Origin of the sequence: Streptomyces sp. BJ20, from assembly GCF_022869105.1 — a bacterium.
In the GTDB taxonomy this organism is placed as follows: Bacteria; Actinomycetota; Actinomycetes; order Streptomycetales; family Streptomycetaceae; genus Streptomyces; species Streptomyces griseoincarnatus.
In genome coordinates this window covers 6,793,119-6,815,163 of the sequence record NZ_CP094918.1, presented here as the reverse complement: position 1 = coordinate 6,815,163, position 22,045 = coordinate 6,793,119, and the positions used below count along the sequence as shown (strand labels likewise).

Sequence of the window (22,045 nt, the reverse complement as noted above, 5' to 3'; positions counted from 1 at the left end):
GCGGACGGAACCGGGAGGCAGGCGGCCATGTACGCACCGGAACGGCAGCAGGAGATCCTCCGCCTCGCCCGCGACGGCGGACGCGTCGACGTGGTCTCGCTCGCCGAGGAGTTCCAGGTGACCGCCGAGACCATCCGCCGGGACCTCAAGGCCCTCGACCGCGCCGGACTCGTCCGCCGCGTCCACGGCGGCGCCATCCCCGCCGGGCGCCTCGACTTCGAACCCGACCTGGCCGAACGCGAGACGACCGCCGCCGACGAGAAGGACCGCATCGCCCGCGCCGCCCTCGCCGAGGTCCCCGCCGACGGCACCATGATCGTCGACGCGGGGTCGACCGCCGGCCGCCTCGCCGGCTTCCTGACCCCGGAGCTCTCCCTCACCGTCGTCACCCACAGCCTGCCCGTCGCGGCCCGCCTCGCCGACCACCCCGGCATCCAGCTCCACCTCGTCGGCGGACGCGTACGGCACCGCACCCGCGCCGCCGTCGACGCCTGGGCGCTGAGGGCGTACGCCGAGATCCGCGCCGACGTGCTGTTCCTCGCCGCCAACGGGTTCTCCGCCGAGCACGGCCTCACCACCCCCGACCTCGCCGAGGCCGCCGTCAAACGCGCCGCGACGGCCGCCGCCCGGCGCGTGGTGCTGCTCGCCGACTCCTCCAAGCACGGCCAGGAGCACTTCGCCCGCTTCGGCGGCCTCGACGACGTGGACCTCCTCATCACCGACACCGGGCTCGACCCGCAGGACGCCGCCGCCATCGAGGCCGGCGGCACGGAAGTGGTACGCGCATGATCCTCACCGTCACCCCCAACCCGTCCCTGGACCGCACCTACGAGGTGCCGTCCCTGGACCGCGGCGAGGTCGTCCGCGCCACCGGCGAACGCGTCGACCCCGGCGGCAAGGGCGTCAACGTCTCCCGCGCCGTCGCCGCCGCCGGCCGCCGCACCGTCGCCGTCCTGCCGCTCGGCGGCGCCCCCGGCGCCCTGGTCGCCGACCTCCTCGACGCCCAGGGCATCGAGGTCGCCCCCGTCCCCGTCACCGGCGCCACCCGCTCCAACATCGCCCTCGCCGAGGCCGACGGCGTCCTCACGAAGATCAACGCACCTGGCCCGGACCTCACCCCCGCCGAGCAGGAGAACCTCCTCGACACCGTCCGCCGCCACGCCGCAGGCGCCGACTGGATCGTCTGCTCCGGCAGCCTCCCCCGAGGCCTCGGACCCGCCTGGTACGCCGAACTCGTCGCCCGCGTCCACGCCGCCGGCCTGCGCATCGCCCTCGACACCTCGGGACCCGCCCTGCTCGCCGCCCTCCGCGAACACCCCGACGTCGTCAAACCCAACGCCGAGGAACTCGCCGAGGCCGTCGGCCGCCCCCTCACCACCGTCGGCGACGCCCTCAAGGCCGCCGAGGACCTGCGTGAGACGGGCGCCCGCGCCGTCCTCGCCAGCCTCGGCTCCGCCGGCCAGCTCCTCGTCGACGCCGACGGGGCCTGGTACGGCACCGCCCCCGTCGCCGCCGTCCGCAGCAACGTCGGCGCCGGCGACGCCTCCCTCGCCGGATTCCTTGTCGCCGGCGGCCGCGGACCGGATGCGCTCGCCTCCGCCGTCGCCCACGGCGCCGCCGCCGTCTGCCTCCCCGGCAGCGTCATGCCGACGCCCGGCGACCTCGACCCCGCCGCCGTGACCGTCACCCCCGACATCCCCGTCGACCGACCGCTGGACGGAGCGGCCGGATGACACCCACCGAGCACCCCTTCCCCTACGAGCTCCCCCGTCCCCCTCTCGTCCCCACCCCCGCCCGCCCCGCCCTACGGGCCACCCGGGCGATACGCGTGCGAAGGAGCCCGCGATGAGCGACACCATCACCGCGGACCTGGTCGACCTCGACCTGTCCGCCGACACCAAGGAAGCGGCGGCCCGCGCCCTCGCCGAGCGCATGGTGACCCTGGGCCGGGTCACCGACCTGGAGGGTTTCCTGGCCGACGTCGCCGCCCGTGAGGCGCAGATGCCGACCGGCCTCGACGGCGGCATCGGCATCCCGCACTGCCGCAGCGCCCACGTCACCGAGCCGACCCTCGCCTTCGGCCGCAGCGGCGCCGGCATCGACTTCGGCGCCCCCGACGGGCCGGCGGACCTGATCTTCCTCATCGCCGCACCGGCCGGCGCCGACGACGCCCACCTCACCCTGCTGTCCGCCCTCGCCCGGCGCCTGATGAACACCGAGTTCACCGACGCCCTCCGCGCCGCGACCGACGCGGAGCACGCGGCGGCGCTGATCCGGGGGGAGGAGACGGCTCCCGAGGGCGGGGCTCCCGAGGACGCGGCTTCCGAGGGCGGAGCTGCGGAGGACGCAGCCTCCGAGGGCGGGGCTTCTGAGGACGCGACTGCCAAGGGCACGGGGCCTGAGGGCGCGGCTTTCGAGGGCGCGGACAGCGCCCCCGACGACTCCGTGGCGGCGCCGGCGGCGGCCTCCGCCGGCGCCGCCACGGGCCCCGCCGCCCTCGACGGCGACCGCCCCTTCCGGATCGTCGCCGTCACCTCCTGCCCCACCGGCATCGCCCACACCTACATGGCCGCCGAGTCGCTGGAGAACGCCGGCCGCGAGACGGGCGTCGAGATCGTCGTCGAGACGCAGGGCTCCGCCGGCTTCACCCGGCTCGACCCGGCCGTCATCGCCGCCGCGGACGGCGTGATCCTCGCCCACGACGTCCCCGTACGGGAGAAGCAGCGCTTCGCCGGGAAGCCCACCGTCGACACCGGTGTGAAGGCCGCGATCAACCGCCCCGCCGACCTGATCGGCGAGGTCCGCGACAAGGCCGCACGCGGTGAGACCACCGAGGCCGCCCAGGCCGGGTCCACCCCCGTCGAACGCGCCGGCACGGACGACGAGGGCTACGGCACCCGCCTGCGCCGATGGCTGATGTCGGGCGTCAGCTACATGGTCCCGTTCGTCGCCGCCGGCGGACTGCTCATCGCCCTCGGCTTCGCGATCGGCGGCTACGAGATCAACGAGGCCCCGTCGGTCATGGACCACTTCGTGTGGACCCAGGCCGCCAGCTGGGGCGCGCTGCTCTTCCAGATCGGCGGCGTCGCCTTCGGCTTCCTCGTGCCCGTCCTCGCCGGATACATCGCCTACGGCATGGCCGACCGGCCCGGACTCGTCCCCGGCTTCGTCGGCGGCGCCATCTCCCTCACCATCAACGCCGGCTTCCTCGGCGGCCTCGCCGCCGGACTGATCGCCGGCGGCGTGGTGCTCGCCATCCAGAAGGTGAACATCCCGGCGGCGCTGCGCGGCATCATGCCGGTCGTGGTGATCCCGCTGATCTCCTCGGCGGTCGTCGGCTTCCTGATGTTCGTCGTCATCGGCAAGCCCATCGCCGAGGCCCAGAAGGGCATGACCGACTGGCTGGGCGGCCTCACCGGCGCCAACGCCGTCCTGCTGGGCGCCCTGCTCGGCCTGATGATGTGCTTCGACCTCGGCGGTCCCGTCAACAAGGTCGCCTACACCTTCGCCACCGCCGGCATCGCCGTCGCGAACCCCAGCGACTCCGCGATGAAGGTCATGGCCGCCGTCATGGCGGCCGGCATGGTCCCGCCCCTCGCGATGGCCCTCGCCACCACCGTGCGCGGCCGGCTCTTCAACCGCGCCGAACGCGAGAACGGCAAGGCCGCCTGGGTCCTCGGCGCCTCCTTCATCTCCGAGGGCGCCATCCCCTTCGCCGCCGCCGACCCGCTCCGCGTCATCCCCGCGTCGATGGCCGGCGGCGCGGTCACCGGCGCCCTGTCCATGGCGTTCGGCGCCACCCTGCGCGCACCCCACGGCGGCATCTTCGTGGTGCCCCTCATCGGCAACCCGCTGCTCTACCTCGTCGCCATCGCCGCCGGCGTGGGCGTCACCACGGCCCTCGTGATCGTCCTCAAGGGCCTGCGCCGGTCCGCCGGTCCGGCAGGTCCGGCGACGGGCGAGGACACCGCCCTCGCGCCGGCGGCCGGGGGCGCTGGAACGCGCAAGGAGACGGTCGCCGCGCGAACGGTGTGACGATGCGTCCGTTTGGGGGTGTGTGGGCAGTTCATGCCTAGTGCGATATAGATCACGATCGTCACGGTCCGGGGTACAACTCCCCGGACCGTGGTGTGTACTGGGCGGCATGGCTGAGCACGAGACCCTCTCGCGGACGACGGGTGCCACCGTCCTCACTCTGGTGGTTGTGGCCTGCGCGGCCGGTCTGGCCGACGCCCTCCGGCGCCGCGTACGCCTCCGCAGGCGCGCGCGCCACCACGCCGGGGCGGCGTCCGTCCCGGCGCACGCCCACACCCACCACGGCTCCCCTACCATCCCGCGTCAGCGGGCCACAGGCCCGAGCGCGGAGACCGTGCGCCTCACCGAGGCCGAACGTGACGCGTTCGCCGTCCTCGTCCGGCGCCTCTCCGAAGGGGACTAGGCCTGCCCCGCACCCCGCTGAGGGGTTCGTTCAGCGGCCCTGCGCGGCCCGGCGCTCCATCGCCCGCCGCGCGGCGTCCTCACTCGCGTACACCTCGCACATGTGCCGCCCGTCCGGCGTCACCGTGTGCTCGACCTCCCACAGCGAGACCTCACCGCCGTCACCCAGCAGGAACGCGTGCTCGTACAGCGAGAAGCACAGGGGCGCTCGGCCCGCCCGCGAAGGACGGCCGAACGCCTGCGTGATGCGATGCGCGCACGCCGTCGACAGCAGCGCCGCCGTCTCCGCGTCCGGCCGGTCCGCGTTCTCCGCCCGGCGCAGTAAACGCCGGGCGTGATCGGGGGAGTCGTCCGGGACGTACACATGGCGCACCGCGGGCAGCGTGAACGCGGTTTCCGTCACCGGCAGTTCGAAATCGGGGGCCTCCGGCGGCAGCGACAGCCGCGCGGTCGCCGTCCGCAGTTCCTCCTCGTCCACGTACACCTCGTGCTGCGGCTCGCTGCCCGGCGCGGTGTTGTGGACCAGCTCCCACAGCGTCAGCGCCGAACCGTCTGCCAGCAGCCACGTGTGCCGGTACGTCTCCCGGTGCAGACCCGCGCTGTGGTGCGCCGAATGCAGGGAACCGTCGTGCGCCAGCGCGCAGTCCAGCCGGCGGATCGTCTCGTCCGGCAGCTCGAAGGAGTTCAGGGCGCGGCCCAGGAGGCGCGCGAGATGCTCCTCCGGTGAGTCGGACGAGTCAGGTGGTTCGCACGCTGCCGTCTCGTACGGAACGCTCAAGGTTTCTCCCGGCGTTGCTGCATGTCACCTTGTGGGTGCATACCGTAGCCCCTCGGTCGGACGTCGTGTCCGGGAACCGAGAAAACGTATGCCCGAACGACGAGCGGAACACACGAGAAGTTTCTGACGAAGTGCGCCCCGGCATGAATTGTTCCTGGTCAAACGGTACTTCAGGGGTGCGTGGGGGAGAGGACGCGACCCGTTGCGCGCCGCCCCGCGCACGCCGGTGGCTCCGCCCCCCTGTCCCGCTGTCCGACACGACTGGACACGTCGCCTCGGTGGTGACGTAAGTTGCGGAGCGCCTTCTTCCGCACCCTACGCACGAGAAATGAGGCCCCGGAGTGAGCGACCAGGAGAAGACGAGCCTGTGGCAGGGCTTCAAGGCCTTCCTGATGCGCGGGAACGTCGTCGATCTGGCGGTGGCGGTCGTCATCGGTGCCGCTTTCACCCACATCGTCAACTCGGTCGTGGAAGGGATCATCAATCCGCTGGTGGGCGCGTTCGGCACCCAGAACCTCGACAGCTACACGTCTTGCCTGAAGGGCCCCTGCGAGGGCACCGGGGACGCGGCTACGGGGGTGCGGATCCTGTGGGGCTCGGTGCTCGGCGCGACGCTGCAGTTCGTGATCACGGCGGCCGTCGTCTACTTCCTGATGGTGCTGCCCATGGCGAAGTACCTGGCCCGCCTGGATGCGCGCCGGAAGGCGAAGGAAGGGGCCCACGAGGTCGTCGAGGTGACCGAGCTGGAGGTCCTCAAGGAGATCCGGGACGCGCTGCTGGCCGAGCGTGCGCAGGGCGGGGGCAGGAGCCTGCGGACGGACGACGGCGGACAGACGGGCGACGGGCGGTAGCAGTAGGGGACCCAGCCGCCCGGTCAGATGTGGTGGGGCGGCTTCTCGTCGAGGAAACGCTTCAGGTCGGCGGCGCTGTCGCCGGACGGGCGCTCGCCCCAGCCGCGGTCCGTGTCGTCGGAGGCCGGCTGGTCCAGCGGGTCGTCGAAGACCAGCGCGGGCTTCGGCTCGCGCGGCGGCTCGGGGACGGTACTCATGCTTACAGGGTACGGCCGGGGCCGCGGGGGCATGACTGCCTCCATGAAGGCTGACGCTCTGACGGATGTGGCCGGCGTGCGGGTGGGGCACGCGACGCGGACCGGCGACGGATGGCTCACCGGAACCACGGTGGTGCTCGCCCCCGAGGGCGGCGCGGTCGCCGCGGTGGACGTACGCGGCGGCGGACCCGGCACGAAGGAGACCGACGCGCTGGACCCGCGCAACGTGGTCCAGCGCGTGGACGCGGTCACCCTGACCGGCGGCAGCGCCTTCGGCCTGGACGCGGCGTCCGGGGTGATGGCCTGGCTGGAGGAGCAGGGCCGCGGGGTGCGGGTCGGTCCCGAACCGACACACGTGGTGCCCGTCGTGCCGGCCGCCTGTGTCTTCGACCTGCGCCGGGGCGGTGACTTCCGGGCCCGGCCCGACGCCTCCCTGGGCCGCGAGGCGATCGAGGCCGCCGCGGCCACCGGTCCGGGGGCGCCGGTGCCGCAGGGGTGCGTGGGCGCCGGGACGGGCGCCGTGGTCGGCCAGCTCAAGGGCGGGGTCGGCTCGGCGAGCACGGTCCTGCCGTCGGGGGTGACCGTGGCCGCGCTGGTGGTGGCCAACGCGGTCGGGTCGGCGGTGGACCTGGAGACGGGGGTCCTCTACGGGGACTACTTCGGCGGGCGCCCGCGTCTGCCCGGCACCGAGGTGCACCGGGCCGCACGGCGCCGGCTGGCGGAGGCGGCCGAGCGCAACGCCCCGCCGCCGATGAACACCACCCTCGCCGTGGTCGCCACCGACGCCGACCTGACCCGCGCGCAGGCGCAGAAGCTGGCCGGGACCGCGCACGACGGCATCGCGCGCGCCGTCCGCCCGGTGCATCTGCTGAACGACGGCGACACCGTCTTCACCCTGGCCACCGGCACACGCCCGCTGGACGCGAAGGACCCGCTCGCCCTGAACGAGGTGCTCGCGGCGGGCGCGGACCTGGTGACCCGGGCGATCGTCCGCGCGGTGCGGGCCGCCACCCCGGTGGACGGTCCTGGCGGTGCGTGGCCGTCGTACGGGCAGCTGTACGGCGGGAGCTGAGGGAGCGGGCGGGGACGGCCTCCGGCCGGCCGGGGCGCCCGGCGCCGCGCGCGTCACCACAGCGTCACCGCCAGCCGCGCCGTGGTGCTCGCGCCCGCCAGCTCGGCCGCCGTGTCGCGCGGCACTGACAGGACGACCAGCGCGCCCCCGTCGCCGTCCGGCGGCTCCGGCACCTCCGTGACCCGCGCCCCGCGCGCGACCACTCTGGCGTCACCACCGGACACCGTCTCCTCGGCCGCGATCACGTCCACCCGGTCGCCGGGCCGCAGCAGCCGGACCGTGGCCGCGTCGGCGATCCGCACCGGCGCGCTGACCTTCGCACCCGCGCGCCGCTGCCGAAGGGGACGGTCACCGTCGTTGGACGGCACGGGAGTCCCGGCCGCCGCCCGGGCCGGCCCGGGATGTCCGCGCGAGCGGTCGGTGTCCCTCGGGCCCGCCGCGACGAGCGCCGCCGCGGTCACCGCGAGACCGACCGCCACCGCCCGTCTGCGGTGCCGCCCCAGCCGGCCCGCGAGCGGCAGCGCGCCGCGCACCCGCACCGGGTCGAAGTGCGGCACCGCGCACGGCGGCGGCACATCGGCGCCGTGCGGACGCGGGAACGGAGAGCGACGGTACGCGGACGACGCAGAGGGCGCGGACGTCATGGACGTCATGGACGTGGACGACATGGACACGGGGCCACCACCTGGGACGCGGGAACGGCTTGCGCACCCCACGATGAAGCGTCCGGCAGGATCCCGCCGAGGGCTGTGAACACATCCTCACCTGTGGAAAACCGCGCCACCCGAACGAGCACCTCCGCGACGGTGAACCGCCCCGCGTGGACGGCCGCGCACCCCGCCGGAACGGCCGTGCACCCCGCCCCACAGCAAGGCGCCCCCCTACGGCAACGCGCCCCCCCCTACGGCAACGCGCCCCCCTACGGCAACGCGAACCTCGCCTACGGCAACGCGAACCCCGGATCCATCCCCCCCAGCGCCGACGCGCACAGACAGTCCCGCTCCTCCGTCGACGGCAGCGCCGCCACCGCGTCGAACAGCACCCCCCGCAGCCGGTCCACGTTGGCCGCGAACACCCGGAGCACCTCGTCGTGGGAGACGCCCTCGCCCGTCTCCGCGCCCGCGTCCAGGTCCGTGACCAGCGTCAACGACGTGTAGCAGAGCTCCAGCTCACGGGCGAGCGCCGCCTCGGGGTGTCCGGTCATGCCCACCACGGACCAGCCCTGCGCCTGGTGCCACAGCGACTCGGCGCGGGTGGAGAACCGCGGGCCGTCGACGACGACCAGCGTGCCGCCGTCGACCACCTCCCAGTCCCGCCCGCGGGCGGCCTTCAGCGCGGACGCCCGCCCGGTGGGGCAGTACGGGTCGGCCAGGGACACGTGGACGACGTTCGGCACGGTGCCGTCGGGCAGCGGGAGCCCGTCGAAGTAGGAGTTGGCGCGCGACTTGGTGCGGTCCACGAGCTGGTCCGGCACCAGGAGCGTGCCCGGTCCGTACTCGGGGCGCAGACCGCCCACCGCGCACGGGCCGAGGACCTGGCGCACGCCGACCGACCGCAGCGCCCACAGGTTGGCGCGGTAGTTGATGCGGTGCGGGGGCAGATGGTGGCCGCGTCCGTGCCGGGGCAGGAAGGCGACCCGCCGGCCGGCCACCTCGCCGAGGAAGAGGGAGTCGCTGGGCGCCCCGTAGGGGGTGTCGACCTGGACCTCGGTCACGTCGTCGAGGAAGGAGTAGAAGCCGGATCCGCCGATGACGCCGATCTCGGCGTTCGCCATGTTCGCCATGGCCCGACCCTAACGGCACCCGGAAACGGCGGGAGAGAGTCCCGTCGGCCGCCTCCGTGGCGCCGCAGACGCCGAGGACCCCGCCGTCGGGGGACGGCAGGGTCCTGGGAAGCGTGCGTCAGGCGGTCAGGCCGCCGTGGTGCTCGTCGAGCTGCCGGAGGAGCCGGACGAGGACGAGCTCGAACCGGAGTCCGACGACGAGGAGCTCGACGACGAGGATCCGGAGGACTTCGACGACGCCGGCGAGGAGCTCGACGAGGAGCCGCGGCTGTCGTTGCGGTAGAAACCGGAACCCTTGAAGACGATGCCGACCGCGGAGAACACCTTCTTCAGGCGGCCCTGGCAGCTGGGGCACTCGGTCAGGGCGTCGTCGGTGAACTTCTGCACCGCCTCGAGGCCCTCGCCGCACTCGGTGCACTGGTACTGGTAGGTCGGCACTGTCTTCCTCCTGGCACTCTCACTCAATGAGTGCTAACGACGGTCCATAGTGACGCATTCCGTGGGCCTAGTCCACCGCGACGGGCTCGCGGTGACCCACGCCACGTGCGACCGTACGCCCGCGCGGAGCACCCGCGAGCCGCGAGCGCAGCGCCAGCAGGGTCGCCAGCGCCAGCAGCGTGCCGCCCATCGGCACCAGGAAGCCGGCGCCGTCCCACAGCCGGTCCTCGAACTGTCCGGCGACGGTGACGGCGGCGGCCTGGCCCAGCGCGACGGCGCCGGTCAGCCAGGTGAACGCCTCGGTGCGGGCGCCCGCCGGGACCAGGTTCTCCACCAGCGTGTAGCCGGTGATCAGCGCCGGGGCGATGCACATGCCGACCAGCAGGCCGAGCGCGCCCAGCAGCAGCGCCGAGTCGGCCGTCCACAGGGCGGACGCGGCCAGCGCGAGGGCGGCGTAGGCGACGATCAGACGGCGCTGCGGGGCGACCTTCCAGGCGATCGCGCCGCAGGCGAGGCCCGCGAGCATGTTGCCCGCGGCGAAGACGCCGTAGAGGACGCCGTTGAGGCCCGGTTCGCCGATGGACTCGGTGTACGCGGCCAGGGAGACCTGCATGCCGCCGAAGACGGAGCCGATGCCGAGGAACGTCACGATCAGCACGCGCACGCCGGGCACGCGCAGCGCGGAGGCGTGCCGTACGCGGGTGTGGCCGTCGGCGGCCGTGGCGACCGGCGGCTGGGTGCCCTTCTGGGCGGCGAACAGCAGACCGCCGACCAGGGTGAGCGCGGCCTCGGCGAGCAGGCCCGCGGACGGGTCGACCGTCGTGCACAGCGCGGTGGCGAGCAGCGGGCCGACGACGAAGGTGAACTCGTCGGTGACGGACTCGAAGGCGGCGGCGGTCGCCATCAGCGGGGAACCCTTGAGGCGGACGCCCCAGCGGGCGCGGACCATCGGCCCGACCTGCGGCACCGAGGCGCCGGTGGGGACGGCCGCGGCGAACAGCGCCCACAGGGGTGCGCCGTTCAGCGCGAGGGCGGTGAGGCCGAGTCCTGCCGCCGCGTGCACCAGCACGCCCGGCACCAGCACGGCGCGCTGGCCGTGGCGGTCGGCGAGCCGGCCGGTGTACGGGGCGAACAACGCCATGGAGACGCCGGTGACGGCCGCGACGGCGCCGGCCGCGCCGTAGGAGCCGGTGGTGTGCTGGACGAGCAGCACGATGGAGAGGGTGAGCATCGCGAACGGCTGACGCGCCGCGAAGCCGGGGAGCAGGAACGTCCACGCGCCGCGGGTGCGCAGCAGGCGGCCGTATCCCGGTCGGGAGGTGGCCGCCGAGTCCTTCGACGTGGTGACCGTGGATGCCACGGCCCGTGCCTTTCCGCCACCTGGTAGCGCCCCGCGCGAGGTCGCGCGGGCACGCCGAGAGCTGTCCTCTTGCGCTGACTGCGGTAGATACCGGCGCCACAGCTCAGGGCGCCCGGCCGCCATACGGTCGCGCCAGCTCTGCGTCAGGCAGAGTTGGTTCGATCTGGGGTCGCTTCATGATACAGGGGGTGACGGCGTGCACGCCTGTGAAAGTGAGCACCCTCTCAGCGTCCGGCCTGCGATCCTTCGGTGTCCCGGCCGGTGCCCAGCCAGCCGGCGAGCTTGCCGCCCCGGGCGACCGCGCGCAGCCGGCGCTCCGCGGCGTCCCGTACCGGGTCGGTGGCGACGACGAGGAGTTCGTCCCCGCGGCGCAGCATCGTCTCCGGCGACGGCACGAAGGACGCCCCGTCCCGCACGACGAGGGTGACGGCGGACCCGGTGGGCAGCCGCAGCTCGCCGATCTCGACGCCGTGCATCCGCGACCCGGCGGGGACGGTGACCGACAGCAGATGGCCGCGCAGCCGCTCCAGGGGCGCCGACTCGACGCCCAGGTCGGCGGCGCCGGAGTCGCCGAGCCGCAGCAGCCGGGCCAGTCCGGGCAGCGTCGGACCCTGCACCAGGGTGTAGACGACGACCAGCAGGAAGACGATGTTGAAGATCCGCTCGCTGCCGTCGACGCCCTGCACCATCGGGATGGTCGCCAGGACGATGGGCACGGCGCCGCGCAGGCCGGCCCAGGACATCAGCGTCTGCTCCTGCCAGGGCACCCGGAACGGCATCAGGCACAGCACGACGCCGAGCGGGCGGGCCACCGTCGTGAGGACCAGTCCGACGACCAGCGCGGGCACGATGTCGTCGGCGAGTTCGTGCGGGGTGACCAGCAGGCCGAGCAGCACGAACATGCCGATCTGGGCGAGCCAGCCGAGCCCTTCGGCGAAGCCGCGGGTGGCGGGCCAGTGCGGCAGTCTGGCGTTGCCGAGCAGCATCGAGGCGAGGTAGACGGCGAGGAAGCCGCTGCCGTGGACGAGCGCGCCGGCCGCGTAGGCGGTGACGGCGATGGCCATGACGGCGATCGGGTAGAGGCCGGAGGCGGGCAGCGCCACGTGCCGCAGGGCCAGGGCGCCGAGCCAGCCGACGGCGAGGCCGACGGCGGCGCCGATCGCCAGCTCCAGCAGGATCTCGCCGAGCAGCACGTACCAGTGCTCGACCGGACCTGACGTGGAGAAGGCCACCACGAGGATCACCACGGGCGCGTCGTTGAAGCCGGACTCGGCCTCCAGGGTGCCCCGCACCCGGGCGGGCAGCGGCACCTTGCGCAGCACCGAGAAGACGGCCGCCGCGTCCGTCGAGGAGACCACCGCGCCGATGATGAGCGCCTGCCGCCACTCCAACCCGATCAGCAGGTGCGCCGCCGTGGCCGTCACGCCGACGCTCACCGCGACGCCGGCCAGCGCCAGCGCGGCGGCCGAGGGCAGGACCGGTCTGATTTCGGTCCACTTGGTGCCCAGGCCGCCCTCGGCGAGGATCACGGCCAGGGCCGCGTAGCCGATGACCTGGGTCAACTCGGCGTTGTCGAACTGGATGTCGCCGATGCCGTCCTGGCCGATGGCGATGCCGATGCCCAGGTAGACGAGCAGGCTCGGGAGCCCGCTGCGCGAGGAGATCCGGACCGCCGCCACGGCGACGAGCAGAACGAGCGAGCAGACGAGCAGGAGCTGGTTGAGGTGGTGGACAGTCAGCGGCGTTCCCTTCCCCGGCCCAGGCGCCCCCGTGAGGGAGCGCGCGCGTCCGTCGCGGGCGATGCGCCCGCTTTCCGGGCGAACCGCTTCGATTGTCACGGCGAACTACTTCGTTACCTTACCTAACTCTTGACGCGCTCTTGACGCGAAAGGCGGCAAGATCGAACGCCCGTCCGGGCTGGTTCCCCACTCCGCGTCAAGGGGCGCGGAGCCCTGCGCCTATCGTTGCTCCAGCGCTCAGTTAAAAGCACAGCCCGACCTGCCGCTCGCGTTAGGACAGCAAGGACAGCGATGCCCACCGACACCACCGCCGCCTCCACGGGTCAGCAGGCCGCCGGCACGTCCGGCAGGAAGAAGGGGCGCAAAGGCCGTCTCATCGTGCTCGTCCTGGTGCTGGCCCTGATCGGAGGCGTCGCCTACGGGGCGTACTGGTCCGTCAGCACCGTGCGCGCCTCCTTCCCGCAGACCGAGGGGTCGATCACCCTCGAGGGACTCTCCGGGCCCGTCGACGTCAGACGCGACGGGTACGGCATCCCGCAGATCTACGCCTCCTCCGACGAGGACCTGTTCATGGCGCAGGGCTACGTCCAGGCGCAGGACCGGTTCTACGAGATGGACGTGCGCCGGCACATGACGTCCGGCCGGCTGTCGGAGATGTTCGGCGCGGGCCAGGTCGACAACGACGCGTTCCTGCGCACCCTCGGCTGGGACCGCGTCGCGAAGCAGGAGTACGAGGAGAAGCTGTCCCCCGCCACCAAGAAGTACCTCCAGGCGTACGCGAAGGGCGTCAACGCCTATCTGGAGGGCAAGGACGGCAAGGACATCTCCCTCGAGTACGCGGCGCTGGGCTTCGAGAACGACTACGCGCCGGGCGAGTGGACTCCGGTCGACTCCGTGGCCTGGCTGAAGGCGATGGCCTGGGACCTGCGCGGCAACATGCAGGACGAGATCGACCGGGCGCTGCTGACCAGCCGCCTCGGCCCGAAGCAGATCGCCGACCTGTACCCGTCGTACCCGTACGCCCGGAACAAGCCGATCGTGCAGGAGGGCGGCTACGACGAGGGCAGCGGCACGTTCGAGGCCGAGGGCGGCTCCGGCTCGGGTGACGGTGAAGGCGAGGGCGACGGTTCCGGCTCCGGGGACGGCACCGGCTCCGGCGAGGGCGCCGGTTCGGAGCTCGGCGGCGGCACGGAAGGCGGCACGGGAGCCGGTGCGGAGGGCGACGCGGCCGGCTTCGAGGGCCAGCTCACCGGACTCCAGCGGGTGCTGGAGGACCTCCCCACCGCCGTCGGCGTGAACGGCGACGGCATCGGCTCCAACTCCTGGGTCGTCTCCGGCGAGCACACCGTCTCCGGCAAGCCGCTGCTCGCCAACGACCCGCACCTGTCGGCCTCGCTGCCGTCCGTCTGGTACCAGATGGGCCTGCACTGCCGCGACGTCTCCGACGCCTGCCGCTACGACGTCACGGGGTACACCTTCGCGGGCATGCCCGGCGTGATAATCGGCCACAACCAGGACATCGCCTGGGGCCTGACCAACTCCGGCGTCGACGTCACCGACCTCTACCTGGAGAAGATCACCGGCGACGGCTACCAGTACGGCGACAAGGTGGTGCCGTTCGAGACGCGCGAGGAGACCATCAAGGTCGCCGGCGGCGCCTCGCGGAAGATCGTCGTCCGTGAGACCAACAACGGCCCGCTGCTGTCGGACCGTTCGGACGACCTGGTGAAGACCGGCAAGAAGGCCACCGTCGACAGCGCGGCCCCCGACCGGGGCGACGGCTACGCCGTGGCGCTGCGCTGGACCGCCCTGGACCCCGGCCGCACCATGGACGCCGTCTTCGCGATCAACCGCGCCGAGGACTGGGACGACTTCCGCGAGGCCTCCGAACTGTTCGAGGTGCCCTCGCAGAACCTCGTCTACGCGGACACCGAGGGCCACATCGGTTACACCCTGCCCGGCAGGATCCCGACCCGTGCGGAGAAGCACGACGGCTCCGTCCCCGCGCCCGGCTGGGACCCGGACTACGAGTGGACCGGCTGGGTCGACCAGGACGAACTCCCCTACGAGTTCGACCCGGAGCGCGGCTACATCGTCACCGCCAACCAGGCCGTCGTCGACGAGGACTACCCGTACACGCTGACCACCGACTGGGGCTACGGCGCCCGCAGCCAGCGGATCAACGACCTGATCCAGTCGAAGATCAAGGACGGCGGGAAGATCTCCACCGACGACATGCGGCAGATGCAGCTGGACAACTCCAGCGCCATCGCCAAGCTGCTGGTGCCCGAACTGCTCAAGATCGACGTCGGCGACGAGCACGTCCGCGAGGCGCAGAAGCTGCTGGAGGGCTGGGACTACACCCAGGACGCCGACTCGGCGGCCGCCGCGTACTTCAACTCCGTCTGGCGCAACATCCTCAAGCTCTCCTTCGGCCACAAGCTGCCCAAGGAGCTGCGGGTCAAGGGCCAGTGCCTGTGGGTCGAGCCGGTCAACACCACCGGCCCGGCCGACGAGGCGGGCAAGGTCCGCGAGTGCGGCCAGCGCTCCGCGAGCCAGGCGCAGCCGGACGGCGGCGACCGCTGGTTCGAGGTGGTCCGGCGGCTGATGGCCGACGAGGACAGCGAGTGGTGGAGCACGCCGAAGCGCGGCACCCGGCCCGGCGCGGAGAACCGCGACGAGCTGTTCAAGCGGGCCCTGATCGACGCCCGTTGGGAGCTGACCGCCAAGCTCGGCAAGGACATCGACTCCTGGAACTGGGGCCGGCTGCACCGCCTGTTCCTGGACAACCAGACGCTCGGCAGCGACGGGCCCGGCTTCGTGAAGTACGTGCTCAACCGCGGCCCGTGGAAGCTCGGCGGCGGCGAGGCCACCGTCAACGCCACCGGCTGGAACGCCGCCGGCGGCTACGGGGTCGTGTGGGTGCCGTCCATGCGGATGGTCGTCAACCTCGACGACCTCGACAAGTCCCGCTGGATCAACCTCACCGGCGCCTCCGGGCACGCCTACAACGCCCACTACGTCGACCAGACGGACAAGTGGGCCGAGGGCGAACTGCTCGAGTGGGCCTACTCGGAGAAGGCGGTCGAGGACGCCACCACCGACCACCTGGTGCTCAAGCCCTGACCCGCACCCCGCGGACACGACGGCCGGCCTCCACGCGCGCGTGGAGGCCGGTCCGCGTCTCTCAGACCTCCGGTGCGGGGCGGCCGAACCGCCGCACGCCGGACGGGGTCACCACCGCGTCCACCGGCCGGTCGTGCGGCTCCTGCGGCACTCGCTCCACGACCTCCCAGTCGTACAGCAGCACCACCAGCGCCGGACGCACGCGGGCCCGCTCCAGGCGGGCGAGGACACGGTCGTAGGAGCCGCCGCCGCGGCCCAGGCGCATCCCGCGGGCGTCCACGGAGAGACCGGGCAGCAGCACGGCGTCCGCCTCCGTCACGGCGCGGGGGCGCAGCCGCTCCCCGGCGGGCTCCAGCAAGGTCATCCGCCCGCCGCCGTGCTCCGCGGGCAGCAGGGAGTCCGGGCCCCGGTAGACGCCCCACGCCAGGTCGTTGTCGGGCAGCAGCGCGGGCAGCAGCACCCGCACGCCTCGCGCGCGCAGCGCGTCCAGCAGCGCGAGGGTGCCCGGTTCGCCCCCCACGGAGACGTAGGCGGCCACCGTGCGGGCCTCGGCCAGCTCGGGCAGCGCGAGCGCCCGGCGGGCCAGGGCGCCGGCGTGCGCCTGAACGTCATCGGCCGTCAATCCGTTCCTCACCCGGAGGACTTCGCGCCGTCGCGTGCGCTTGTCAGGTTCGGGCTGGCCCTGGTTCTGTCTCAAGTCGATTCCCGTACTGTCTTAATGTGCTCATATGAGCATTTTTTCAGCGGAGTCACAGATTCAGTGCAAAGACACCGGCTAGGGTGTCGCCCATGTCTCAGTCACACCCGCGGATCAGCAAGGCTGTCATCCCCGCCGCCGGCCTCGGCACCCGGTTCCTGCCGGCCACCAAGGCCACGCCCAAGGAGATGCTGCCGGTGGTCGACAAGCCGGCGATCCAGTACGTGGTCGAAGAGGCCGTCGCCGCCGGCCTCGACGACGTCCTCATGGTGACGGGCCGCAACAAGCGCCCGCTCGAGGACCACTTCGACCGCAACTACGAACTCGAGTCCGCGCTCGAGAAGAAGGGCGACGGCGAGCGTCTCGCCAAGGTCCAGGAGTCCAGCGACCTCGCCACCATGCACTACGTCCGTCAGGGCGACCCCAAGGGCCTCGGTCACGCCGTGCTGTGCGCCGCCCCGCACGTCGGCGACGAGCCCTTCGCCGTCCTCCTCGGCGACGACCTGATCGACCCGCGCGACCCGCTGCTCCAGCGCATGATCGAGGTGCAGCAGGAGCACGGCGGCAGCGTCGTCGCGCTGATGGAGGTGGCCCCCGAGCAGATCCACCTCTACGGCTCCGCCGCCGTCGAGGCCACCTCCGACGCCGACGTCGTGCGGCTCAGCGGACTGGTCGAGAAGCCCTCCCGCGAGGAGGCGCCCTCCCACTACGCCATCATCGGCCGCTACGTCCTCGACCCGGCCGTCTTCGACGTGCTGAGCAAGACCGAGCCCGGCCGCGGCGGCGAGATCCAGCTGACCGACGCCCTCCAGCAGCTCGCCACGGACGCCACTCTCGGCGGACCGGTGCACGGCGTCATCTTCCAGGGCCGCCGCTATGACACCGGCGACCGCGGTGACTACCTGCGTGCCATTGTCCGTCTCGCGTGCGAACGTGAGGACCTGGGACCGGACTTCCGGACCTGGCTCCAGCGATTCGTCACCGAGGAGATGCAGCAACGTTGAGCAGCGCCGCGCCCCGCACCGCAGAACCGGACCGCCTCTGGTCGGTGGACGAGCACCTGGACGACATCCTCGCGACCGTCCGGCCGCTCGACCCCATCGAGCTGCACCTCCTCGACGCACAGGGCTGCGTCCTCGTCGAGGACATCACGGTCCCGGTCTCCCTGCCCCCCTTCGACAACAGCTCGATGGACGGCTACGCGGTGCGGGTCGCGGACATCGCCGGCGCGAGCGAGGAGTACCCGGCCTCCCTCGAGGTCGTCGGCGACGTCGCGGCCGGCGTGGCCGACCCGGTGCACGTCGGTCCCGGGCAGGCCGCGCGCATCATGACCGGGGCCCCGCTCCCGCCCGGCGCCGAGACCGTCGTCCCCGTCGAGTGGACCGACGGCGGACTGGGCGAGGGCCCCGCCGCCGGGATGCGCGCCCGCAGCCTCGCCCCCGACGGCGCCACCGGACAGGTCGCCGTGTACCGCCCCGCGCCCGCCCGCGCGCACGTGCGCGCCCAGGGCAGCGACGTCCGGGCCGGCGACCGCGTCCTGAAGGCCGGCACCGTCCTCGGCCCGCCGCAGATCTCCCTGCTCGCCGCCGTCGGCCGCGGCACGGTCCGGGTGCGCCCGCGCCCGCGCGTGGTGGTCCTCTCCACCGGCAGCGAACTCGTCCAGCCCGACGAGCCGCTGCGCCCCGGCCAGATCTACGACTCCAACAGCTTCGCCCTCACCGCCGCCGCCCGCGACGCCGGCGCCATCGCCTACCGCGTGGGCGCCGTCGCCGACGACGCCGAGACCCTCCGCGACACCATCGAGGACCAGCTCGTCCGCGCCGACCTGATGGTCACCTCCGGCGGCGTCAGCGTCGGGGCGTACGACGTCGTCAAGGAGGCGCTGGCGCACGCGGGCGACGAGGACGAGCCCGGCAGCGGCGTGGAGTTCCGCAGGCTCGCCATGCAGCCGGGCAAGCCGCAGGGCTTCGGCTCCATCGGCCCCGACCACACCCCGCTGCTCGCCCTCCCCGGCAACCCGGTCTCCTCCTACGTCTCCTTCGAGCTGTTCGTCCGCCCCGCCATCCGCACCCTGATGGGGCTCCAGGACGTCCACCGGCCGCGCGTCCGCGCCGAACTGAGGGCGGAGAAGGCACTGACCTCGCCGAAGGGCCGCCGCCAGTTCCTGCGCGGCAGGTACGCCGACGGCGTCGTCACGCCCGTCGGCGGCGCCGGATCGCATCTGGTCGCCGCCCTCGCGCAGGCGAACGCGCTCGTCGTGGTCCCCGAGGACGTCGAGGACGTGGCGCCCGGCACCGAGGTCGAGGTGGTCCTGCTCGGCTGAGCACCGCCCGTTGGCGGTACCGTGTCGCGCACAGCAGGCCCGCGCCCCGCACCGCGCCGGGCCAGGACCGGGAGCGCCACACGATCATGACCGTGCCTTCCCGGGGGGACACCCCCGGACCCACCGACGACCAGTCCCGTCTGACCCACATCGACGAGGCGGGCGCCGCCCGCATGGTCGACGTGTCCGCCAAGGACGTCACCGCGCGCACCGCACGCGCCACCGGCCGCGTGCTCGTCGCGCCCCGCGTGATCGAACTGCTGCGCGGCGAGGGCGTGCCCAAGGGCGACGCGCTCGCCACCGCGCGCATCGCGGGCATCATGGGCGCCAAACGCACCCCCGACCTCATCCCGCTGTGTCACCCCCTGGCGCTGTCCGGTGTGAAACTGGACCTGTCGGTCGCGGACGACGCCGTGGAGATCGCGGCGACCGTACGGACGACGGACCGCACGGGTGTCGAGATGGAAGCCCTCACCGCCGTGTCCGTGGCCGCGCTCACCGTGATCGACATGGTCAAGGCGGTCGACAAGGAGGCGGTCATCACGGACGTGCGGGTGGAGGAGAAGACGGGCGGCAAGTCGGGCGACTGGAGCAGGTCGTGACGCCCTCCGCGGCCCCGTACCGGGCCCTCGTCGTCACGGCCTCCAACCGGGCCGCCGCCGGCGTCTACCAGGACACGGGCGGCCCGCTGATCGCCGACGGCCTGAAGCGGTTCGGCTTCGCCGTCGACGGCCCCCGGGTCGTCCCCGACGGCGACCCCGTGGAGGCGGCCCTGCGCGCGGCCGTCGACGCCGGGTACGACGTCGTCGTCACCACCGGCGGCACCGGCATCTCGCCCACCGACCGCACCCCGGAGGCCACCCGCCGGGTGATCGACCGCGAGGTCCCCGGCATCGCGGAGGCCATCCGCGCGTACGGCCGGGACAAGGTGCCCACCGCCGCCCTCTCCCGCGGCCTCGCCGGTGTCGCGGGCACCACGCTGATCGTCAACCTCCCGGGGTCCAGCGGCGGGGTGAAGGACGGTCTCGCCGTCCTGGAGCCGCTGCTCAGGCATGCGGTGGACCAGTTGCGCGGCGGGGACCACCCCCGTCAGGACGCCGACGACGGGGGTGCGCCCTGAACACCCCGTACTGGCCCGTGGAACTGGTGGACGGCGACATCGTCCTCCGGCCGATAAAGCTGCGCGACCAGAAGGCTTGGCGCGAGGTGAACCGCCGCAACCGCGACTGGCTGCGGCCCTGGGAGGCGACCATTCCGCCGCCCACGCCCAGCGGCCCCGTCACCCACCGCCCCACCTACCGCCAGATGGTGCGCCACCTGCGCTCCGAGGCCAACGCGGGCCGCATGCTGCCGTTCGTCATCGAGTACCAGGGGCGCCTGGTCGGGCAGTTGACGGTCGCCGGGATCACCTGGGGCTCCATGTGCTCCGGGCACATCGGCTACTGGGTCGACGAGGACGTCGCCGGACGCGGGGTGGTGCCGACGTCCGTCGCGATGGCCGTCGACCACTGTTTCCGCACCGTCGGACTGCACCGCATCGAGGTCTGCATTCGCCCCGAGAACGGGCCGAGCCGCAGGGTCGTGGAGAAACTCGGATTCCGTGAGGAAGGGCTGCGTCCGCGCTATCTCCACATCGACGGCGCATGGCGTGACCATCTTGTGTTCGCGCTCACCGCCGAAGAAGTCCCCGACGGACTCCTCGGCCGCTGGCGCCGCACCCGCGCCCAGGAGCGGTCCCGCCATGAGCTGCCCGGACGTGAGCAGCGCGACCGTGGAATCCCGCACGGGCCCGGTAATTGAATAAACGTTCGAATTGCAGGGTGGGATGACCGGTCCGGAACCGGCAATTACCGGGATCCGGCGACTGTCTGATCGCATCCATCACAAGAAAAGTTCGAAATATCAGCCAGATCGTGCGACACACCGGCCCAATTGGCCTATGGCCTCGCGCAAACCCCTCTACGGTGTGAGACGTGAGCAGCAGCGGCCTCATCTACGCAGTCATTGTCGGGGCCTGGGCCGCCTACTTGGTGCCGATGTGGCTCCGTAGGCAGGACGAGCTGAACGAGGCACGTCCGACGGAACGCTTCAGTACCGCCATCCGACTGCTGTCCGGACGGGCGGGCATGGAGCGCCGGTACGCCAAGGACCTGCGGGCGCGCTCCGCCGACGAGGGGGAGCAGGGCGTCCACGACCCGGATGCGATCACCGACTCGGTGGACGTCCGGGCCTTCGCCGTGTCCCAGACCCGTCCGCAGACCCAGGCGCCCGTACCGCCCCTCCCGGACGAGCGTCCGGAACCGGGCCGCGGCGGGCGGGCCCCGCAGGAACGCGGCGAACCGCACGCGCCCGAGGGGGCCGCCCCGCGCGAGGAGCGGCCGTCCGGCCGGGGCGAACCGGCCGCCGCCCGCGGTCCCGCCGCGCAGGGCCGCGTCCCCGCCGCGCGCCGCCCCACGGACGCCGCCCGCCGGGACCGCAACGCGCAGGCCGCCGCCGAGCGTGCCCGGCGCTCGAAGGTCCTCGCGCGCCGCCGGCGCACCATCACAATGCTGTTCCTCGCCTTCACGCTCGGCGCGGTCGTCGCCGCCGTCGGCGGGCTGGCGTTCCTCTGGGCGCCGGGCGTGCCCGCCGTGCTGCTCAGCGCCTACATCGCCTATCTGCGCTCCCAGGAGCGCCGCCGGTTCGCCTACCAGATGGACCGCCGCCAGGCCGAGGTCGCGGCGCAGCGGCTGCGCGAGCGGCGGCCCCGCCGCCGTCCGGTCACCGAAGAGGCCGACCCGGACGAACCGGAGGGCCCGGAAGCCGGCGCCGACACCGATCCCGGCCTGTCCGCGCTCGCCGCGGACCGGCGCGCGCTGGTCGAGCAGACCGACCACGCCGAGTGGGTCGACCAGCAGCGCGAGCGCAGCCGGCGGCCCGGTCAGGGCGGCGACAGCTGGGACCCGGTCCCCGTCCCGCTCCCCACGTACGTGACCGCCCCCGTCGCGCCGCGCGCCTCCGGGGACGTCGACCTCGGCGCCCCGGACACCTGGAGCTCCGCCCGCTCCAGCGCCGTAGCGGCCGAGGAGAGGCGGGCGGCGGCCGAGGAGCAGGAGCCACCGGCGGCCGACGACCGGGACGAGGACGACAGCCGCACCGACGCCCGCCGCGCCGCCTCCGCCCGCCGCTCCCGCGAGCGCGGACGCACCCCGCTGTTCGACCAGTACGAGGACGGCGACCGCCCCAAGGCCGCGAACGAATAGCA

Annotated in this window: 21 protein-coding genes; 13 read left to right on the top strand and 8 right to left on the bottom strand. The window is 73.3% G+C overall.

Annotation, left to right across the window (positions count from 1 at the left end):
- Positions 1–27: 27 nt before the first annotated feature.
- The 4 genes from MTR79_RS30570 (at position 28) to MTR79_RS30555 (ending at position 4,438) form a co-directional block, all read left to right on the top strand.
- On the top strand, positions 28–789 hold the full coding sequence (locus tag MTR79_RS30570) for a DeoR/GlpR family DNA-binding transcription regulator (RefSeq protein ID WP_086703191.1): 762 nt from the start codon (positions 28–30) through the stop codon (positions 787–789).
- Positions 786–1,733: a 1-phosphofructokinase gene (gene pfkB, locus MTR79_RS30565; RefSeq protein ID WP_189364971.1), complete on the top strand. Its 948-nt coding sequence runs from the start codon at positions 786–788 to the stop codon at positions 1,731–1,733. The genes MTR79_RS30570 and pfkB overlap by 4 nt, the downstream gene beginning before the upstream one ends.
- Positions 1,734–1,845: 112 nt before the next feature.
- Positions 1,846–4,035, top strand: coding sequence for a fructose-specific PTS transporter subunit EIIC (locus tag MTR79_RS30560; protein ID WP_189364972.1), 2,190 nt, complete (start codon positions 1,846–1,848; stop codon positions 4,033–4,035).
- A 109-nt stretch (positions 4,036–4,144) separates the two neighbouring features.
- Complete coding sequence (locus tag MTR79_RS30555; RefSeq protein WP_086704682.1) at positions 4,145–4,438, top strand: hypothetical protein; 294 nt, start codon at positions 4,145–4,147, stop codon at positions 4,436–4,438.
- A 30-nt stretch (positions 4,439–4,468) separates the two neighbouring features.
- Here the strand turns inward: MTR79_RS30555 and MTR79_RS30550 are convergent, their stop codons facing one another.
- The gene (locus tag MTR79_RS30550) at positions 4,469–5,215 is read right to left on the bottom strand and encodes a DUF6227 family protein (protein WP_086704683.1); all 747 of its coding nucleotides are present in this window, start codon (positions 5,213–5,215) and stop codon (positions 4,469–4,471) included.
- 341 nt (positions 5,216–5,556) lie between these two features.
- Here MTR79_RS30550 and mscL point away from each other — a divergent pair, with 341 nt between their 5' ends.
- Positions 5,557–6,066, top strand: coding sequence for a large conductance mechanosensitive channel protein MscL (gene mscL, locus MTR79_RS30545; protein ID WP_244792542.1), 510 nt, complete (start codon positions 5,557–5,559; stop codon positions 6,064–6,066).
- A gap of 23 nt (positions 6,067–6,089) precedes the next feature.
- Here the strand turns inward: mscL and MTR79_RS30540 are convergent, their stop codons facing one another.
- The gene (locus tag MTR79_RS30540; RefSeq protein WP_086704685.1) at positions 6,090–6,263 is read right to left on the bottom strand and encodes a hypothetical protein; all 174 of its coding nucleotides are present in this window, start codon (positions 6,261–6,263) and stop codon (positions 6,090–6,092) included.
- Positions 6,264–6,306: 43 nt separating this feature from the next.
- Between MTR79_RS30540 and MTR79_RS30535 the strand changes: the two genes are divergently transcribed.
- Positions 6,307–7,335: a P1 family peptidase gene (locus tag MTR79_RS30535; protein ID WP_244792540.1), complete on the top strand. Its 1,029-nt coding sequence runs from the start codon at positions 6,307–6,309 to the stop codon at positions 7,333–7,335.
- Between the two features lie 53 nt (positions 7,336–7,388).
- On the opposite strand, the gene MTR79_RS30530 is transcribed toward MTR79_RS30535, so the two are convergent.
- The 5 genes from MTR79_RS30530 to MTR79_RS30510 form a co-directional block, all read right to left on the bottom strand.
- Positions 7,389–7,988: a hypothetical protein gene (locus MTR79_RS30530; RefSeq protein WP_244793338.1), complete on the bottom strand. Its 600-nt coding sequence runs from the start codon at positions 7,986–7,988 to the stop codon at positions 7,389–7,391.
- A gap of 287 nt (positions 7,989–8,275) precedes the next feature.
- On the bottom strand, positions 8,276–9,118 hold the full coding sequence (locus tag MTR79_RS30525) for an S-methyl-5'-thioadenosine phosphorylase (protein WP_183153231.1): 843 nt from the start codon (positions 9,116–9,118) through the stop codon (positions 8,276–8,278).
- A 126-nt stretch (positions 9,119–9,244) separates the two neighbouring features.
- Complete coding sequence (locus MTR79_RS30520; protein ID WP_026243722.1) at positions 9,245–9,556, bottom strand: FmdB family zinc ribbon protein; 312 nt, start codon at positions 9,554–9,556, stop codon at positions 9,245–9,247.
- A 67-nt stretch (positions 9,557–9,623) separates the two neighbouring features.
- A complete protein-coding gene (locus MTR79_RS30515; RefSeq protein ID WP_244792538.1) occupies positions 9,624–10,916 on the bottom strand; it encodes an MFS transporter in 1,293 nt (430 codons plus the stop codon).
- A 224-nt stretch (positions 10,917–11,140) separates the two neighbouring features.
- Entirely contained in the window at positions 11,141–12,718 is a 1,578-nt protein-coding gene (locus MTR79_RS30510; protein WP_244793336.1) for a potassium/proton antiporter, read from the bottom strand.
- A 228-nt stretch (positions 12,719–12,946) separates the two neighbouring features.
- On the opposite strand from MTR79_RS30510, the gene MTR79_RS30505 reads away from it, so the two are divergent.
- On the top strand, positions 12,947–15,781 hold the full coding sequence (locus MTR79_RS30505; RefSeq protein ID WP_244792536.1) for a penicillin acylase family protein: 2,835 nt from the start codon (positions 12,947–12,949) through the stop codon (positions 15,779–15,781).
- A 61-nt stretch (positions 15,782–15,842) separates the two neighbouring features.
- Here MTR79_RS30505 and MTR79_RS30500 read toward each other — a convergent pair whose 3' ends face one another.
- Positions 15,843–16,478, bottom strand: coding sequence for a 5-formyltetrahydrofolate cyclo-ligase (locus tag MTR79_RS30500; RefSeq protein WP_086703365.1), 636 nt, complete (start codon positions 16,476–16,478; stop codon positions 15,843–15,845).
- 92 nt (positions 16,479–16,570) lie between these two features.
- Between MTR79_RS30500 and galU the strand changes: the two genes are divergently transcribed.
- From galU to glpR, 6 genes are all read left to right on the top strand, one after another.
- Positions 16,571–17,482: a UTP--glucose-1-phosphate uridylyltransferase GalU gene (gene galU, locus MTR79_RS30495; RefSeq protein WP_086703364.1), complete on the top strand. Its 912-nt coding sequence runs from the start codon at positions 16,571–16,573 to the stop codon at positions 17,480–17,482.
- Positions 17,479–18,801, top strand: coding sequence for a gephyrin-like molybdotransferase Glp (glp, locus tag MTR79_RS30490; RefSeq protein WP_086703362.1), 1,323 nt, complete (start codon positions 17,479–17,481; stop codon positions 18,799–18,801). The genes galU and glp overlap by 4 nt, the downstream gene beginning before the upstream one ends.
- 86 nt (positions 18,802–18,887) lie before the next feature.
- Positions 18,888–19,403, top strand: a complete 516-nt coding sequence (gene moaC, locus MTR79_RS30485) for a cyclic pyranopterin monophosphate synthase MoaC (RefSeq protein WP_019524183.1) — start codon at positions 18,888–18,890, stop codon at positions 19,401–19,403.
- Positions 19,400–19,921 carry a MogA/MoaB family molybdenum cofactor biosynthesis protein gene (locus MTR79_RS30480; RefSeq protein WP_244792532.1) on the top strand — a complete coding sequence of 174 codons (522 nt, stop codon included), beginning with the start codon at positions 19,400–19,402 and terminating at the stop codon, positions 19,919–19,921. The genes moaC and MTR79_RS30480 overlap by 4 nt, the downstream gene beginning before the upstream one ends.
- A 26-nt stretch (positions 19,922–19,947) precedes the next feature.
- The gene (locus MTR79_RS30475; RefSeq protein ID WP_244793334.1) at positions 19,948–20,601 is read left to right on the top strand and encodes a GNAT family protein; all 654 of its coding nucleotides are present in this window, start codon (positions 19,948–19,950) and stop codon (positions 20,599–20,601) included.
- A gap of 173 nt (positions 20,602–20,774) precedes the next feature.
- Positions 20,775–22,043, top strand: coding sequence for a gephyrin-like molybdotransferase receptor GlpR (gene glpR / locus MTR79_RS30470; RefSeq protein ID WP_086703357.1), 1,269 nt, complete (start codon positions 20,775–20,777; stop codon positions 22,041–22,043).
- Positions 22,044–22,045: the final 2 nt, after the last annotated feature.